Below are 15,865 nucleotides of genomic sequence, written 5' to 3'. Positions count from 1 at the left end.
ACCCTGCCAGGCTTTGGCCGGATGGCAACGTTTGTGTAACGATGGTTGCGCGCTCCGGGGGATGCGCTTCAGTACCTCAAACTGCAAAGGTCTCTCTGTGTTGACAACTAAGCCTTCTCGTCGTGCCCGTCGCGGCACGGCCCGACGTGTGGTGGCCGCCGTGATCGGCGCCGTCGCGGTGATGCTCATGTTGCCGATGACGGCAGGTGCCGCGCCGGTCACCGTGATCCCGGGGCTGCCCCCGGTGGAGATCCCGAGCATCCCGGGCGTCCCGCCGCTGCCCGGCACCCCGTCGACCCCGGAGACCACCACCCCGACTCCGGAACCGACGACGCCGAAACCGACGCCGTCGACCCCGGAGACGCCCAAGGGCCCGGCCATTCCCAACGTGCAGACGTCGACCGGCTGGATTGCGCTCGCCGACGATGCCACGCACCAGATCACCTGGTGGCACAACGGCAATCAGGTCAAGACGATGCCGATCTCGATGGGATCCGACAAGCACCCGACTCCCAATGGCGTGTATTACACCAAGGAGAGCTACCGCGACATGTACATGGATTCGTCCACGTACGGCGTCCCGGTCGATTCGGCCGAGGGCTACCGCACCTACGTTGAGTACGCGACCCGCATGTCCTGGGATGGCATCTTCATCCACGCCGCACCGTGGTCGGTGGAGCAGCAGGGCCGCAGCAACGTGAGCCACGGCTGCATCAACATCAGCACCGCGAACGGCAAGTGGGTGTTCGACACGATTCCGCGCAACACCCCGATCGTGGTCCGCGGCACCATCGGCCCGGATTACATCCCCGGCAGCTGAGCGCACGTTCACAGGTCAGGCCCGGACAGACGTCCGGGCCTGACCTTTCTCGTTGTCTCCTCGATCGGGCAGCGTCAATCGGGCGGCGTCAATCGGGCGGGGTCAATCGGGTAGGGGTGACCCGGCGTCGAGATCAAGGCGGTGTCCCTCCGAGCGCACCCGCGCAATCGCACGCATCTTGTTGACCGCGTCCAGAGCGGCCACCTTGTAGCCCTCGGCAAGCGTCGGATAGTTGAACACGGCATCGACCAGGTAGTCCACGGTGCCGGACAGACCCATCACCGTCTGGCCGATGTGGACCAGTTCGGCGGCATTGCTACCGAATGCATGCACACCCAGCAGGGTTCGTTCCTCGGCATGCACCAACAGCTTCAGCAACCCGTACGAATCGCCCATGATCGCGCCGCGTGCCAGTTCCCGGTATCGGGCCACGCCCACCTCGAACGGGATGTTCGCGGTGGTCAGCTGATCCTCGGTGCGGCCGACGAAGCTGATCTCGGGGATCGCGTAGATGCCGATCGGCTGCAGATCGGCGTCGGTGGCGCCGACCGGTTCGTCGAAGGCGTGATAGGCGGCCCGCCGTCCCTGCTCCATCGAGGTCGCGGCCAGCGCGGGGAAGCCGATGATGTCGCCGACCGCATAGATGTGATCGACGGTCGTACGGAAGTGTTCGTCGACCTTCAGCCGGCCCCGGGCATCGGCGGTGAGGCCTGCCGCCTCGACCCGCAGTTCGTCGGAGACCCCCTGTCGGCCGGCCGAGTAGAGCACCGTGTCGGCAGGGATCTTCTTGCCCGACTCCAGAATTGTGAGCGTGCCGGACGGATGGTTCTCCACCGTCTTCACGTGCTCGCTGAACCGGAATGTCACGCCGCGCTCGCGCAACTGGTACTGCAGCGCCTCGACGATCTCGCGATCGCAGAAGTCCATCATCGTCGGCCGCTGCTCGATGACGGTCACCTTGGTGCCGAGCGCGGCGAACATGGAGGCATATTCGATCCCGATGACCCCGGCACCCACCACCACCATCGACCCGGGCACGCGGTCCATGGCCAGTATCTGGTCGGAGTCGACCACGGTGATCCCGTCGAACTCGACCGTCGAGGGACGGGCGGGACGGGTGCCCACCGCGATGACGAAATGGTCTGCGGTGACCCGCTTGAGATCTCCTGTGGCGTCTTCGATCGCGATCTCGTGTGGGTCGACGAAGTAGGCGTTGCCGATGAGCATCGTGACCGAGTTGCGGGACAGCTGACTCTGGATGACGTCGATCTCCTTGCCCACCACGTGCATGGTGCGGGCGGAGAGATCGGCGACGGTGATGTCGGATTTGAGCCGGTAGGACTCACCGTAGAGTTCTCGCTGATTGAGCCCGGACAGATACAACACGGCCTCACGCAACGTCTTCGACGGGATCGTCCCGGTGTTGATGCATACGCCGCCGACCATGTGGCGCCGTTCCACGATCGCCGCCCGCTTACCCAGTTTGGCGGCCGCGATCGCCGCCTTCTGGCCCGCCGGACCGGAGCCGATGACGACGACGTCGAAGTGATCCACGATTTTGGTCTCCAGTCAGGGTGTACTCGACGCACCGGAAGACGTGGCTCACGGCGCAACTGATCACCGATCAGTCTCGCTCAGCGGGGCGCGGCTCACGACCTGAAAGCGACTCGTTCGGCGGGATTTAACACCGACGAAGCAATGGTGTCGCTGATCCTGGATCAGGCGACCCGGTCGCGGAGTCCGGCCTCGTACGCCTCGCCGACCGCGGAGAAGGTGGCGCACACCTGCAACCACGCCGCCAGCGCCTCGCATCCGGTGGTGAACGGGTCGGTCAGCGAGTGCCGACGATACGGTTCACGTGCGTACGAGGTGTGTCGCCCACCGCGCCGGTTACGCACCACGAACGCACCCCAGCGCATGGTGCTCGGCAGGTACCCGAGGACCTCGCGCACCGCGGCGACCAATCGCGCACAGTCGCGCACACTCTGCCGCAGCCCCGGCGATGTCCGTTGCGCATTTTGAAATGCGTTGTTCCGCAGCATCCTCCAGACCTGCGAAAGCCACTCATGCCAGTGCCCAATCGCGAAGGCGGGAGTGATGTCGGCCACGTCACGCACGAAGGAGTCCGCCGACGCATTGCAGATCATGTCCTCGGGCGCACCGACCCAGAAGGCGTCGACGCCGCGGGGCAGTTCCGGTCCCGGCCCGGCTACTCCCCAGCCGTCGCAGCCGGGCACCGCACCCGGGGGCTGGTGTGGATCTGCCACCAGCCCCACTGCGAGCACGCGTTCCATCACCGGGTGGCCGGCGTCGGCGAGTGCTCGCAAGGTGTGTCGAATGACCACCGCCCCTTGCGAATAACCGATGAGGGCCACCGGGCCGTCGGTATGGGTGACCACCGCCGACAGATTGTCGATGCCGGTACGCACGCTCCGTTGGTAGCTGATTCCGCCGAGTTCGGGCGCGGGGCCATAGCTGGCCGGGTAGCCGACCCAGCGACTGCGGAACCGCTCGTCGAGGCCGGCGGTCACGCCCGCCAGCAGGCCGCTGACCTCGGTCCGCGGATCGTCCGCGAACGACTCCCCGGTGCCGCCGACCACCAACAGGGTCACGCGGCGCTCGGTACGGCCGATCTCGTCAGTCAACCCACCCATATCCCCATGATTGTCCGTGTCGATGTGAAAGTGCATGAGCGACACTGAGGAGCACCTGTGAGCACGTGACCGCAGTAAGGCACATCACGCCCGGTCAGGTTGATTAACACATTCGTAACGCGGAGGATGGCTACACAGCAGCACAGTCAATTCAGGAAGTTGTACCGGCATGTCCATCGCACGTCTGCGTGCCCGTTTCGTCCACATCACCAACCGGAAGCTGTACGACCGCATCAACGCCGTCGGCAGCCGCACCCAGCGCGAAGAGTTGCTCATCATGGCCCAGCGCGCCGAATTGCGCTGAACTCCAACACTCTCCAGCACGCAACCGTCAGACCTGACAGTTCGGACACCAGTAGAGGTTGCGCCCGTCCATCTCGGCTGTTCGCACGGTCGTCGCACAGATCCGGCACGGGTCGCCGGCACGCCGATACACGTAGGTGCGCGGACGGTCGGGCGCATATGATCCCGGCCCGTGGTCGTCCTCGGCCCGGACCACGTGGATGCGGCCGCGTCGCACGCCGATCCGCATCAGCGCCACCAGGTCTTCCCAGATCGCCGCGACGTCGGCGCCCGGCAGGGACCGCCCCTCGCGATACGGATCGATCCGGGCGCGGAACAACACCTCTGCACGGTAGACGTTGCCGATCCCGGCGATGACCTTCTGGTCCATCAGCAGTGCGCCGATGGGTCGGCGCGAACGTGCGATGGCCGCGAGCATGCGAGCGGGATCGACATCGCGGCGCAGCGGGTCGGGTCCCAGCCGAGCGATCAGGTCGTCGAGGTCGGCCGCGGTGAACAGCTCACATGCCGTGGGCCCACGTAGATCGGTGCCGACCTGGTGGCCCTCGATACGTAGGCGCACCTGGCCCACCGGGGGCGGCAGGGGCGCCGGCGCCTCGGTGAAACTCCCGTACAGACCCAGGTGCACGTGAATCATCCGTCGGCCCGTCCGCGCGGTCGTGCCGACCGGACGAAAGTGCTGGATCAGATGCTTGCCCCACGCCTCCGCCTTGGCGAAGACCATGCCGTCGACGTCGGCGGCACCCTCGACGAACCGGCCCTGCGGACTGGACACACGCACCGGTGCACCGCCGAAGACCCGCTGCTGGCGCCGCGCCAGCCGATGCAGGGTGTGACCCTCGGGCATACGAGCTGTGCCGCGGTCGTTTCGATCAGTTGGCGCCGGGAACCGGCGGCGCCTCACCGCTGCGTTCGTAGTCGGCGAGAATATCGATCCGACGCTGATGCCGGGGTTCGGACGACCAGGCGGTCGCGATGAAGGCGTCCACGATCGCGAACGCCTCGTCGGTGCTGTGCATCCGCCCACCGATCCCGATGAGCTGGGCATTGTTGTGCTGTCGGGCCAGCTGTGCGGTCTCCACGCTCCAGGCCAATGCGCACCGCGCCCCCGGAACCTTGTTCGCCGCGATCTGCTCGCCGTTGCCGCTGCCGCCCAACACGATTCCCAGGCTGCCGGGATCGGCGACGGTGCGGCTCGCCGCCTCGATGCAGAATGCCGGGTAGTCGTCGAGCGCATCGTAGACGTGCGCCCCACAGTCCACGACCTCGTGGCCGGCCGACCGCAGATGATCGGCTATGAGGTTCTTCAGTTCGAATCCGGCATGATCGGCACCGAGGTAGACACGCATGGCGCCACTATAGATTGGTCGCGTGGACGCACAATCGCCGATCCCCAATGTTCCCGGCGTCGCCGATGCCTCCCCCGGTCAGATCACCGGGTTCGGCGGCGACCACCCGACCACCGCGGGTGCGGCCGCCCGCAGCGGGTACTGGCTGCCACCGGCCCGGTATGCGGGACGTCCACGTCTGCATCCATGGGAGATACCCATGCTCATCGCCGTCATCTCGGTGACCCTGCTGGCGTATCTCGCCATTGTCTGGCTGGTGGTCCTGGGGACCTTCAGCGACTACTTCCTCTTCCTGTTGGCGCTCCCACTGGTCCTGCTGCTGATCCGCGGTCTGACCTACGCGCAGCCTCGGGTCAACGGCGTACAGATGACGCCCACCCAGTTCGCCGAGGGGCACCGGATGGTGGTGGAGGCCGCCGCTCGATACGGCATGGAATACGTCCCCGACGCGTATGTGGTGCTGGGCAACGGCATGATCAACGCGTTCGCCTCTGGACACGGATTCCGCCGTTTCGTGGTGGTGTATTCCGACCTGTTCGAGGTGGGCGGACGCGCCCGCGACCCGCAGGCCCTGGAGTTCATCATCGGCCACGAGGTGGGCCACATCGCCGCGGGACACACGTCGTACTGGCGGCAATTGGCCACCAGCGTCGGGATGAACATCCCCATCGTCGGCTCCGCGTTGTCCCGGGCACAGGAGTACACCGCCGACAACTACGGCTACTACACCCGGCCTGCCGGGGCGCCCGGTGTCATCGGAGTCCTGTCGGCGGGCAAGTACATGCTGTCAGCGGTGGATTTCGACCAGTTCGCCGATCGCGCCACCCATGAGCACGGCTTCTTCACCTGGGCGAGCAACGCACTGTCGACCCATCCGGTGCTCACCTGGCGGGCGGCCGCACTGCGGGACCGCACCCGGCCGGGAGCCATGCTGTTGCGCCCTCGCCGAATCGTGCGCGGGGTGGGCAGCGGCAACGTCGCCGCGGTGCCACCTCCACCCCATCCCGCCGCGGTCGCCGGCGGTTCGCTGCCCAACGGCCTCCAGATGCCGCCCCGACTCTGACACCCGCCTGCGGCGCCCCGGGCTCAGTCGAACTCGGGCGACTCGTGCCGGGAGCGCTTGAGCTCGAAGAAGTGCGGATAAGACGCCAGCGCGACCGCCCCGTCCCACACGGTGCCCGCGGTGTCGCCCCGCGGGATACGCGAGAGCACCGGCCCGAAGAATGCGGTGCCGTTGACATGGATGGTGGGCGTGCCGACGTCGTCGCCGACCTTGTCCATCCCCTCGTGATGACTGGTGCGGATGTAGTCGTCGAACTCATCGGACTCCACCGCCGCGGCGAGCGATCCGTCCTGACCCACCTCGGCCAGCGATTCGGCGATCACCTGGTCGAGATCGGAGATGCCCTTGTTGTGCAGCCGAGTGCCCATCGCGGTGTAGATCGGCGCGAGGATCTCCTCACCCTGCTCGGCGACCGCCGCCGCGATCACCCGCACGGGACGCCAGGCGTCCTTGAGCTTCTCGCGGTACTCCGCGGGAATGTCCTTGTTCTCGTTGAGCACGGCCAGGCTCATCAGGTGGAAATTCACCTCGATCGGGCGTACCTGCTCGGCCTCCAGGATCCATCGCGAGGTGATCCAGCACCACGGGCACAACGGGTCGAACCAGAAGTCCACTCGATCCCGCTGCTGACCTGGTGTGTGCGTTTCCGCTGTCATCGACTGCGCCTTTCGGTGTCGTGGACAAAGCCTCTCCCCGACTCCAACCACCTGACGCGCGGATCATTCCCGTTAAGCTGGCCAGCGGACCGCGATTCGAGAGGTGGATGGACCCGACTGTGACTGCTCCGAACCTGACCAGAGACCAAGCACGCGAGCGCGCGGCGACGGTCGACGTCGGCAACTACGCGATCGAACTCGACCTGACCGACGGCGCCGGCAAACCCGGTGCCGGGACGTTCCGGTCGGTGACGACCGTGACTTTCACCGCAACCCCGGGTGCCGACAGCTTCATCGACCTGGTCGCCCCGACCCTCATCTCGGCGACGCTCAACGGCACCGACCTCGACGTCTCCGACTTCGACGAATCCGTCGGAATCCGGTTGGCGTCGCTCGCTGCCGAGAACACCCTGACCGTGGTGGCCGATTGTGCGTATTCGAACACCGGTGAGGGTCTGCACCGCTTCGTCGATCCCACCGACGACTCGGTCTACCTGTACTCGCAGTTCGAGACCGCCGACGCGAAGCGCATGTTCGCCTGCTTCGACCAGCCCGATCTCAAGGCCACCTACACCATCACCGTCACCGCACCCGAGGACTGGAAGGTGATCTCGAACGCGGCCGTGGTGAACACGCTGCAGGCCGAGATCGGACCGAACGGAGAGCGCGTCCATCGGTTCCGCGAGACACCGCTGATGAGTACCTATCTCGTCGCGCTGATCGCCGGCCCCTACGCGGAGTGGACCGACACCTACAGCGACGATCACGGCACCATCCCGCTGGGCATCTACTGCCGCTCCTCGCTCGCCGAGCACATGGACGCCGACCGCCTGTTCACCGAGACCAAACAGGGATTCGGTTTCTACCACAAGAACTTCGGCATTCCCTACGCATTCGGCAAGTACGATCAGCTGTTCGTGCCGGAGTTCAATGCCGGCGCCATGGAGAATGCCGGCGCGGTCACCTTCCTCGAGGACTACGTCTTCCGGTCGCGTGTCACCAAGTACCTCTACGAACGTCGCGCCGAAACCGTGCTGCACGAGATGGCGCACATGTGGTTCGGCGACCTGGTCACCATGGGTTGGTGGGACGACCTGTGGCTCAATGAATCCTTCGCCACCTTCGCGTCGGTGCTGTGCCAGTCGGAGGCCACCGAGTACGCCAACGCATGGACCACCTTCGCCAACGTCGAGAAGTCGTGGGCCTACCGGCAGGACCAGTTGTCCTCGACCCATCCCGTGGCCGCCGACATCCCCGACATCGCGGCCGTCGAGGTGAACTTCGACGGGATCACCTATGCCAAGGGGGCATCGGTCCTCAAGCAGCTGGTCGCCTATGTGGGTCTGGAGGACTTCCTCGCCGGTCTGCGGGACTACTTCGCCGCGCACCAGTTCGGCAATGCCACCTTCTCCGATCTGCTGTCGGCACTGGAGAAGTCGTCGGGGCGCGACCTGTCCGATTGGGGCACCCAGTGGCTCAAGACGACCGGCATCAATGTGATGCGACCGGACTTCGAGGTCGACGGCGACGGGAAGTTCACCCGGTTCACCATCCTCCAGGGCGGCGCTGCCCCCGGCGCCGGTGAGACCCGGGTACACCGCCTGCGCGTGGGTGTGTACGAGGACGACGGATCCGGTTCGCTGGTCCGCACGGCCGGCGCGGAACTCGACGTGGAGGGCGAGCGTACCGACGTCGCCGAACTCGTCGGGGTCGGCCGCGGTGCGCTGGTGCTACTCAACGACGACGACCTCACCTACGCATCGGTGCGCCTCGATCCCGAGTCGCTGGCGACCGCGACCGCCCGCATCGGTGACATCGCCGATCCGATGCCGCGGACGCTGGTGTGGTCGGCCGCCTGGGAGATGACGCGCCAGGCCGAGATGGCCGCCCGCGACTTCATCGAACTCGTCTCCCGCGGCATCGCCGCCGAATCCGAGATCGGTGTGGTGCAGCGGGTCCTCATGCAGGCCACCAGTGCGCTGGAGGCCTATGCCGATCCGGAGTGGGTCACGTCGGTGGGCAGGCCCACCTTCAGCGCCCGCCTCCTCGAACTGGCCCGTGGCGCCGACGACGGCTCCGATCACCAACTCGCCTTCGTCAACACCCTGCTGGCCGGCCGGCTCAACGATGACCAGGTCCCGGTGGTGCAAGCACTTCTCGACGGCGCCGAGCCGGCCGACCACGGCCTGACCGGGCTGGTGGTGGACACCGACATGCGGTGGAAACTGGTGCGTGCGCTGGCGACCGTCGGTGCGATCGACGCCGATGCGAGCGCCTCCCCGGTGATCGACGCGGAGGCAGCCCGGGACAACACGGCCACCGGCCAGCGGCAGGCCGCCGCGGCCCGCTCATCACGACCGCTCGCCGAGGCCAAGGCCGAGGCGTGGCGGCAGGCCACCGAGGATGACTCGCTGTCGAACATCTACACCCGCACCATGATCGAGGGCTTCGCGCGGCCGGGACAGGGCGATCTGCTGACCGACTACGTGGCCAAGTACTTCGCCGCCGTGCCGGAGATCTGGGCCCGGCGCTCGAGTGAGGTCGCGCAGACCGCCGTCATCGGGCTCTACCCGCACTGGGCCATCGACGAGAGCGCGCTGTCGGCCGCCGACCAATTCCTCGGGGCCGATCATCCCCCCGCCCTGAAGCGGTTGATCTCGGAGGGCCGCGACACCGTGGCCCGCTCGCTGCGGGCCCGCCGTTACGACGCCGAATCGGCGTCCTGACGGCGAACCGACCCACGCCGACCCGGTTCAGGTGCGCGACCGCCAGCGGTAGCGCACCTGGGGCCGGCCGGTATTGCCGTACTCGGTGATCCGTTCCACCACACCGTCGTCGGCCAGCCGCTCCAGATATCGCCAGGCCGTGACCCGCGAACTGCCCAGTGCGGCAGCCGCTTCGGACGCGGTCAAGCCCGCTTCACTATCCCGCACCGCCCGACCGACCGCATCGAAGGTCTGCGGGGCGGCGCCCTTTGACGCGGTGGCGCGCACATCGGCGGTACGCAGTGCGGCCACCGCACGATCGACGTCCCGCTGACTGACCGCGTCCCCACCGCCCCCCAACGCCTCGCGATAGTCGAGATACTGCTGCACCTTCGCACGAAACGCCGCAAACGCGAACGGTTTGAGCAGATACAACAGCACACCGCGTGCCATCGCACTACGGACCGTCGCGAGGTCACGCTGAGCGGTGATCGCAATGATGTCGGGATCGGGCCGGATCCCCGACAGCGCCGAGGCCAGGTCGACCCCCTGCGCGTCCGGCAACCCGAGGTCCAGCAGCACCAACTGCACCGGTGCACCGTCGGCGGTCGCCGACCGCGCCGCCCGCAACGCCTCCTGTGCGGTCGGCGTGGTCGCCACGATCTCGAATCCGCCCATGCGGGTGAGATATTCACGGTGAGCCGCGGCGATCAGTGGTTCGTCCTCGACGATCAGCACACGAATCATCCCGGGCTCCTGCCTGTTCGCTCGCCAGGCTCTCCGATCGTCACCGCGACCACCGAGCCATAGGAGTTCTCGGCCGTCAGCGATCCACCGTGCCGCGCCACGACCTGCGCCACCAGTGCCAGCCCCAGACCCCGTCCGGCCGCATCCCCACCGGTCTTCGTCGAGTAGCCCCGGGCCTGCGCGGCCCGAAAGAGTTGCGGGTCCATCCCCGGCCCGCTGTCGGCCACCACGACCCGCAGAGACGATGCATCACCGATCACCGTCACCTCCACCCACGGATCGTCCGGGTCCACCGCGTCGAGTGCGTTGTCGATGAGATTGCCGACCACGGTGATCATCTCGCCGACCGCCAGCAGCTGTGTCGCGTCGTCGTGCAGTTGGGAATCCTCGGTCAACGCGAACGCGATCCCGCGCTCGGATGCCTGCGCCACCTTGCCCAACAGCAGGGCGGCCAGCGCCGGTTCCCCGACGGCGTCGGACATCTCGTCTACGAGTCGTTGGGACAGCTGTAGCTCTGACGTCGCCAGTCGCGCCGCGTCCTCGCTGCGGCCCATCTCGATCATCGCGACGATCGTGTGCAGCCGATTGGCGGACTCGTGTGCCTGTGAGCGCAGCGCTTCGGCGAAACGTGTCATCGAGTCCAATTCACCCACCGCCGCGGACAGTTCCGTCCGGTCGCGCACTGTCACCACCGCCGAGCCCCGCCCGCCCGGGACCGGGGACCGGCTGACCACCAGGGTCCGACCACCCTGCACATACGAGACGTCGACCATCGGGGAGTCGTCACCGTCCAGGAACTCGGGTCGGTCGTCCAGATCGGTCACGTCGCCGTCACGGTCGGCGTCCAGGTCGAGTAGGCGGCGCGCCTCGTCGTTGACCAATGCCAACCGTCCGCCCTCGGTCACCACCAGTCCCTCTCGCATCGCATGCAGCACGGCATCGTGATGCTCGTACATAACCCGTAGCTCCTCGGGCGCCAGCCCACCGGTCTGACGCAGGAGCCGTCGTCGGATCAACCACAGCCCCACACCCGCGGTCGCCAGGGCGATCGAGGCAATCGAGATGATCAACGGTAGCTGCGCCCGCCACCCGACCGACAGCGACTGCTGGGTGATCCCGGACGCAACCAACCCGACGATGTTCCCGGCATCGTCGTAGACCGGCACGATCGTCCGGATCGACGGCCCCAATGTGCCCGGGTAGGTCTCCGTGAACACCTCGCCACGAAGTGCCTCGCTGCGCGTCCCGAGGTACGTGCCACCGATCATCTCCGGGTCGGTGTGGGTGTAGCGGGTGCCGTCGGGCGCCATGATCGTGATGAATGCGACGCCGGTGGCACCGCGGACCTGTTCGGTGACCGGTTGCAGGGCCGCCGCCGGGTCGTCGGATGTCAACGCGGCGGCGGTCGACGGTGCATCGGCGAGACTCACCGCCACCGCCGTCACCTCTTGTCGCGCGGCGCGGTCTCCGTCGATCCGCGCGTCGATGGCGGCCAGCACGCTGCCGGCCGCCACGATCACCGCGACCAGCGCCAACAGCCACGCGACCGCCTGACCGGCGAGCGTACGGGGAATCAGGCGTCTCACGAGCTGCCCTCCCGCCGAACTCGGCATCGCTGAACGTAATGAAATCAATCGTGACCCAGGTCACCGGCCCTGGAAACAATTCCTACACCACACACCAGACGCTCCCTGCAGCGCACGACGAAAGGAATCGCCGATGAACCTCCGCCCGCGGTCGGGTCCGCTGCCCGACGACCAGCCGAGCACAGCCGACCTACCAGTGCTCTCCAGGAAGCGAGATCGTACGCATTGGCTCTACATCGCGGTCATCGCCGCGGTCGTGGCAGGTGTGGTCGTCGGGATGGTCTGGCCCGAGGTCGGTCAGGAGCTCGGCGTGCTGGGGACGATGTTCGTCAGCCTCATCAAGATGATGATCGCGCCGGTCATCTTCTGCACGATCGTTCTCGGCATCGGTTCGGTGCGCAAGGCAGCCACCGTCGGCAAGGTCGGCGGGCTGGCATTCGTCTACTTCCTCGCGATGTCGACAATCGCGTTGGCCATCGGGCTGGCGGTCGGCAACATGATCCAACCGGGCGGAGGTCTCGACATCACCGCAACCGCCGGCGTCGGCGCCGAACAAGCGGCCAAGGCACACGAGTCGGGCGGCACGATGGCCTTCATCGAAAGCATCATCCCGACCTCGATGCTCTCGTCACTCACCGCGGGCAACGTGTTGCAGGCGCTGTTCGTGGCACTACTGGTGGGCTTCGCGATCCAGGCCATGGGCCGCACCGGTGAACCGATCCTGACGGCGATCTCCTACTTCCAGAAGCTGGTCTTCAAGGTGCTGTCGATGATCCTGTGGATCGCACCGATCGGCGCCTTCGGCGCGATCGCCAACGTCGTCGGCCAGACGGGCTGGGCTGCTGTCCAACAACTGCTGATCCTGATGCTCGCGTTCTACCTCACGTGCGTGGTGTTCGTCTTCGGGGTACTCGGCGTCCTGCTGCGTACCGTTGCCGGGGTGTCCATCTTCCGCCTCGTGCGGTACCTGGCCCGCGAATATCTGCTGATCTTTGCCACCTCGTCGTCGGAGTCGGCGCTGCCACGTCTGATCGCGAAAATGGAGCACCTCGGCGTCGAGAAGACCACCGTCGGGGTCGTGGTGCCCACCGGCTACTCGTTCAACCTCGACGGCACGGCGATCTACCTGACGATGGCGTCGATCTTCATCGCCGACGCGATGGGCGCACCGCTGTCCCTCGGCGAACAGATCGGCCTGCTGGCATTCATGATCATCGCCTCCAAGGGTGCTGCGGGGGTCAGTGGCGCCGGATTGGCCACCCTCGCCGGTGGCCTGCAGGCGCATCGCCCGGAGATGCTCGACGGCGTCGGCCTCATCGTCGGCATCGACCGGTTCATGTCCGAGGCCCGCGCGGTCACCAACTTCTCCGGCAACGCGGTGGCCACCCTGCTCGTCGGCTCCTGGACGTCGACGATCAATCGCGATCGGGTCGGCGATGTGTTGAGCGGGCGCGCACCATTCAATGAGGCCGACATGGTCGATGACGACCCCGTCGACCAACTCCCGGACGACACCGCACCACGCGCACCCGCCGCCCTCACGCACTAGCGGTTCCGGCCAGAAATCACTTCGGCCCGCTCACCAGAAGGTGAGCGGGCCGAAATCGTGCGTGCGGGTCAGGAAGCTGCGGCTGCGGTGGACATCACGCGCAGCGCTGCGATCAGACCGTCGATCAGGTCGCCCTGGCGGAAGCTGGTGACCGCCGCGGTGACGCCCAGCTGGGCGACGCGGTCGTTGACGCGGTCGGCAACGTCCACACCGGACACCACCACGACGTCATGGCTGTTCGGCGACACCGCGATCAATGCGCCGTGGGCCGGCTCGGGGGCGCTCAGCAACACGGCGCGGGCGTCGGCGACGGCGTCGGCGCCGAGTTCGCCGATGAACACCGAGAACCGCACATGGGCCTTCTCGCTCGCCGCCTTCAGGGCGTCGTCGAGGCCGATGAGTTCCTCCCGGGTGAACGGCGGCGTCGTGGGCGCCTGCCCCGGGAAGCGGGTCGCCGACACCCGTCCGCCGTTGGTGACCACCGTGCCGATCGGCAGTGCACTCGTCGCCTCCGAGGCGACAGCGACGTCACCGTGCTGTCCGGATACCACCTCACCACTTGCCACTGGCCGAACCTCCGTCCGCGTCGGTCGCTTCTGCATGATGTGCCAGCGCCATCGGCTCGATGTCAGTGGCACTGAACAACAGCGGATCATGCTCCCACTGCTGGTCGAGGGTGTAGTTCTGCACCTTCGGGTACTTCACGTCGTTCGGGACGGCCATCGCGACGACGCAGCCGATGACGAACAGAACACAGATGATCGTGACGGGCACTCCGATGGCGACGATCAGGTTGTTCATGCCACCCTTTCGATCAGTTGATGCTGAGGGCTGTTGCCGGCACCTGCAGCCGACTGCGGTGCAGGTCGTGTGATCAATCTAGCCCACCGGGTGACGACGCGGGCACCGACCCCTACAGCGCGTCGTAGATGCGCGGAGGCGATCAGGCGGCACCGGCATCGATGTACTGCGTCCACACCGGATCGATGTCCTTGATCGTGGCGAGCAGCCGCCAGTGACGTCCCTTCGGGGCCGACGGGGTGGTGCGCAACTTCCACCCCAACTCGCTGAGCAGGCGGTCGGCCTTGCGGTGGTTGCAACCCGCACAGCAGGCCACGCAATTGTCCCAGGAGTGCGCCCCGCCGCGGCTGCGCGGCACCACGTGGTCGATGGTGGTCGCCTTGGCCGAACAGTAGCCGCAGCGGAACCGGTCGCGATGCATCAGCGCGGCGCGGGTCATGGGGATGACCGCCCGATACGGGACCTTCACATAGGAGCGCAGCCGGATGACCGAGGGCACCGGCACCGAGAGGTCGGCCGAGTGGACCAGCAGGCCGGTGTCGTCGGCGTGCACCACATCGGCCCGTTCCCGCAAGACCAGGACAATCGCCCTGCGCAGGGAGACCGCGGTGAGCGGCTCGTAGGTTGCGTTGAGCAACAGGACGCGGCGACGTCCCCATAACGATGTACCGGCGGGAGACGAGGCTATCGGTGGGCCGATATGGGCCACCGCATCGGCATCACGACCCCCCGGCACGGTGGTGAGTGCGCGGACACGCGACTGGGCGCCTTCGACCGAGGTCACCTTCGTTGCGTTCCTGGACTTCATACGCGTCTCCCACCTCAACACCGACGAGGTCAAGTTGACCACGGAACAGACCCGTTTGCACGACAATTCTGCGTGTCCATGCAGGTCGGCAACGTGAACAACCGATGACGCGAGCCCGCGCCGACTCGCGATGTTGATGAGTGCCCGGGTGGTCAGGACAATGGGGTCCGTGAGCAGTCAGGTCCCCGGCGGTATTCAACCGAGCACACCCGCGACGCAGCGAACCTTCTATGAGGAGGTCGGCGGCGCAGAGACATTTCGCAAGCTGACCGCCAAGTTCTACGAGGAGGTGGCCGCCGACGAAGTTCTGCGGCCGCTGTATCCGGAGGAGGATCTGGGTCCGGCCGAACGCCGCCTGCGGATGTTCCTCGAGCAGTATTGGGGCGGCCCGCGGACCTACTCCGACGAGCGTGGCCACCCGCGGCTGCGCATGCGTCATCACCCGTTCCGGGTCGGTCCGATGGAGCGCGACGCATGGCTGCGCTGTATGCACATCGCCATCGCCTCGATCGACGCCGAGACTCTCGACGACGCACACCGCCGGGCACTCGTCGACTACATGGAGATGGCCGCGAACTCGATGATGAACTCGCCTGTGTAATACGGCCTCGCGTACGGGCGACACGCGGCGCGTATCGCACGACGCGCCGACCCGACCTGGACGTCTCACCGAAAACACAGGTAAGGCACAATGACGACGGTGAGCGACGAGACATCGAAGGATGGCCCCGCCGCACCGGAATCAGACGGTGCGGACCAGGCATCGCAGGGCGAGACCGACACCGCCGCCGCGAGTCCGACGGATCCCGAAGCCCCAGATCCAC

16 protein-coding genes are annotated in these 15,865 nt (G+C 66.8%); 6 read left to right on the top strand and 10 right to left on the bottom strand.

Annotated elements, in window-relative coordinates; translation table 11 throughout:
* Nucleotides 1–97: 97 nt before the first annotated feature.
* Nucleotides 98–820, top strand: a complete 723-nt coding sequence (locus NWF22_RS20300) for a L,D-transpeptidase (RefSeq protein ID WP_160902673.1) — start codon at nucleotides 98–100, stop codon at nucleotides 818–820.
* A 102-nt stretch (nucleotides 821–922) separates the two neighbouring features.
* Here NWF22_RS20300 and sthA read toward each other — a convergent pair whose 3' ends face one another.
* Together sthA and NWF22_RS20290 are read right to left on the bottom strand one after the other, a co-directional pair.
* A complete protein-coding gene (gene sthA / locus NWF22_RS20295; protein WP_160902674.1) occupies nucleotides 923–2,374 on the bottom strand; it encodes a Si-specific NAD(P)(+) transhydrogenase in 1,452 nt (483 codons plus the stop codon).
* A 164-nt stretch (nucleotides 2,375–2,538) separates the two neighbouring features.
* Entirely contained in the window at nucleotides 2,539–3,474 is a 936-nt protein-coding gene (locus NWF22_RS20290; protein ID WP_160902675.1) for a PE-PPE domain-containing protein, read from the bottom strand.
* Between the two features lie 169 nt (nucleotides 3,475–3,643).
* Here NWF22_RS20290 and NWF22_RS20285 point away from each other — a divergent pair, with 169 nt between their 5' ends.
* Nucleotides 3,644–3,778, top strand: coding sequence for a hypothetical protein (locus NWF22_RS20285; RefSeq protein ID WP_258321223.1), 135 nt, complete (start codon nucleotides 3,644–3,646; stop codon nucleotides 3,776–3,778).
* A gap of 27 nt (nucleotides 3,779–3,805) precedes the next feature.
* On the opposite strand, the gene NWF22_RS20280 is transcribed toward NWF22_RS20285, so the two are convergent.
* Nucleotides 3,806–4,624 (bottom strand): Fpg/Nei family DNA glycosylase, encoded by an 819-nt coding sequence (locus NWF22_RS20280; protein WP_160902676.1) that lies wholly within the window; start codon nucleotides 4,622–4,624, stop codon nucleotides 3,806–3,808.
* Nucleotides 4,625–4,649: 25 nt separating this feature from the next.
* The gene (locus NWF22_RS20275; RefSeq protein WP_160902677.1) at nucleotides 4,650–5,126 is read right to left on the bottom strand and encodes a ribose-5-phosphate isomerase; all 477 of its coding nucleotides are present in this window, start codon (nucleotides 5,124–5,126) and stop codon (nucleotides 4,650–4,652) included.
* A 22-nt stretch (nucleotides 5,127–5,148) separates the two neighbouring features.
* Between NWF22_RS20275 and NWF22_RS20270 the strand changes: the two genes are divergently transcribed.
* Nucleotides 5,149–6,189: a M48 family metallopeptidase gene (locus NWF22_RS20270; protein ID WP_160902678.1), complete on the top strand. Its 1,041-nt coding sequence runs from the start codon at nucleotides 5,149–5,151 to the stop codon at nucleotides 6,187–6,189.
* Between the two features lie 23 nt (nucleotides 6,190–6,212).
* On the opposite strand, the gene NWF22_RS20265 is transcribed toward NWF22_RS20270, so the two are convergent.
* Nucleotides 6,213–6,845, bottom strand: coding sequence for a mycothiol-dependent nitroreductase Rv2466c family protein (locus NWF22_RS20265; RefSeq protein ID WP_160902679.1), 633 nt, complete (start codon nucleotides 6,843–6,845; stop codon nucleotides 6,213–6,215).
* A gap of 119 nt (nucleotides 6,846–6,964) precedes the next feature.
* Here NWF22_RS20265 and pepN point away from each other — a divergent pair, with 119 nt between their 5' ends.
* Nucleotides 6,965–9,571, top strand: coding sequence for an aminopeptidase N (gene pepN / locus NWF22_RS20260; protein ID WP_160902680.1), 2,607 nt, complete (start codon nucleotides 6,965–6,967; stop codon nucleotides 9,569–9,571).
* A gap of 27 nt (nucleotides 9,572–9,598) precedes the next feature.
* Here the strand turns inward: pepN and NWF22_RS20255 are convergent, their stop codons facing one another.
* Both NWF22_RS20255 and NWF22_RS20250 read right to left on the bottom strand, forming a co-directional pair.
* Complete coding sequence (locus tag NWF22_RS20255; RefSeq protein WP_160902681.1) at nucleotides 9,599–10,297, bottom strand: response regulator; 699 nt, start codon at nucleotides 10,295–10,297, stop codon at nucleotides 9,599–9,601.
* A complete protein-coding gene (locus NWF22_RS20250; protein ID WP_160902682.1) occupies nucleotides 10,294–11,910 on the bottom strand; it encodes a sensor histidine kinase in 1,617 nt (538 codons plus the stop codon). Before NWF22_RS20250 ends, NWF22_RS20255 begins: the two co-directional genes overlap by 4 nt.
* Before the next feature lie 106 nt (nucleotides 11,911–12,016).
* Between NWF22_RS20250 and NWF22_RS20245 the strand changes: the two genes are divergently transcribed.
* Nucleotides 12,017–13,432, top strand: coding sequence for a cation:dicarboxylate symporter family transporter (locus NWF22_RS20245; RefSeq protein WP_160902683.1), 1,416 nt, complete (start codon nucleotides 12,017–12,019; stop codon nucleotides 13,430–13,432).
* Between the two features lie 68 nt (nucleotides 13,433–13,500).
* Here the strand turns inward: NWF22_RS20245 and NWF22_RS20240 are convergent, their stop codons facing one another.
* From NWF22_RS20240 to NWF22_RS20230, 3 genes are all read right to left on the bottom strand, one after another.
* Nucleotides 13,501–13,998: a DUF5130 family protein gene (locus NWF22_RS20240; RefSeq protein ID WP_258321222.1), complete on the bottom strand. Its 498-nt coding sequence runs from the start codon at nucleotides 13,996–13,998 to the stop codon at nucleotides 13,501–13,503.
* Entirely contained in the window at nucleotides 13,985–14,233 is a 249-nt protein-coding gene (gene ctaJ, locus NWF22_RS20235) for an aa3-type cytochrome oxidase subunit CtaJ (protein ID WP_160902685.1), read from the bottom strand. The genes NWF22_RS20240 and ctaJ overlap by 14 nt, the downstream gene beginning before the upstream one ends.
* A gap of 142 nt (nucleotides 14,234–14,375) precedes the next feature.
* Nucleotides 14,376–15,041 (bottom strand): HNH endonuclease, encoded by a 666-nt coding sequence (locus NWF22_RS20230; protein WP_160902686.1) that lies wholly within the window; start codon nucleotides 15,039–15,041, stop codon nucleotides 14,376–14,378.
* Between the two features lie 160 nt (nucleotides 15,042–15,201).
* Here NWF22_RS20230 and NWF22_RS20225 point away from each other — a divergent pair, with 160 nt between their 5' ends.
* Nucleotides 15,202–15,642, top strand: a complete 441-nt coding sequence (locus tag NWF22_RS20225) for a globin (RefSeq protein WP_160902687.1) — start codon at nucleotides 15,202–15,204, stop codon at nucleotides 15,640–15,642.
* Nucleotides 15,643–15,865 lie beyond the last annotated feature (223 nt).

The organism is Gordonia mangrovi (assembly GCF_024734075.1).
Classification (GTDB): Bacteria; Actinomycetota; Actinomycetes; order Mycobacteriales; family Mycobacteriaceae; genus Gordonia; species Gordonia mangrovi.
Note: the sequence above shows the minus strand (reverse complement) of the source record. Positions and strands in the feature narration are given on the sequence as shown.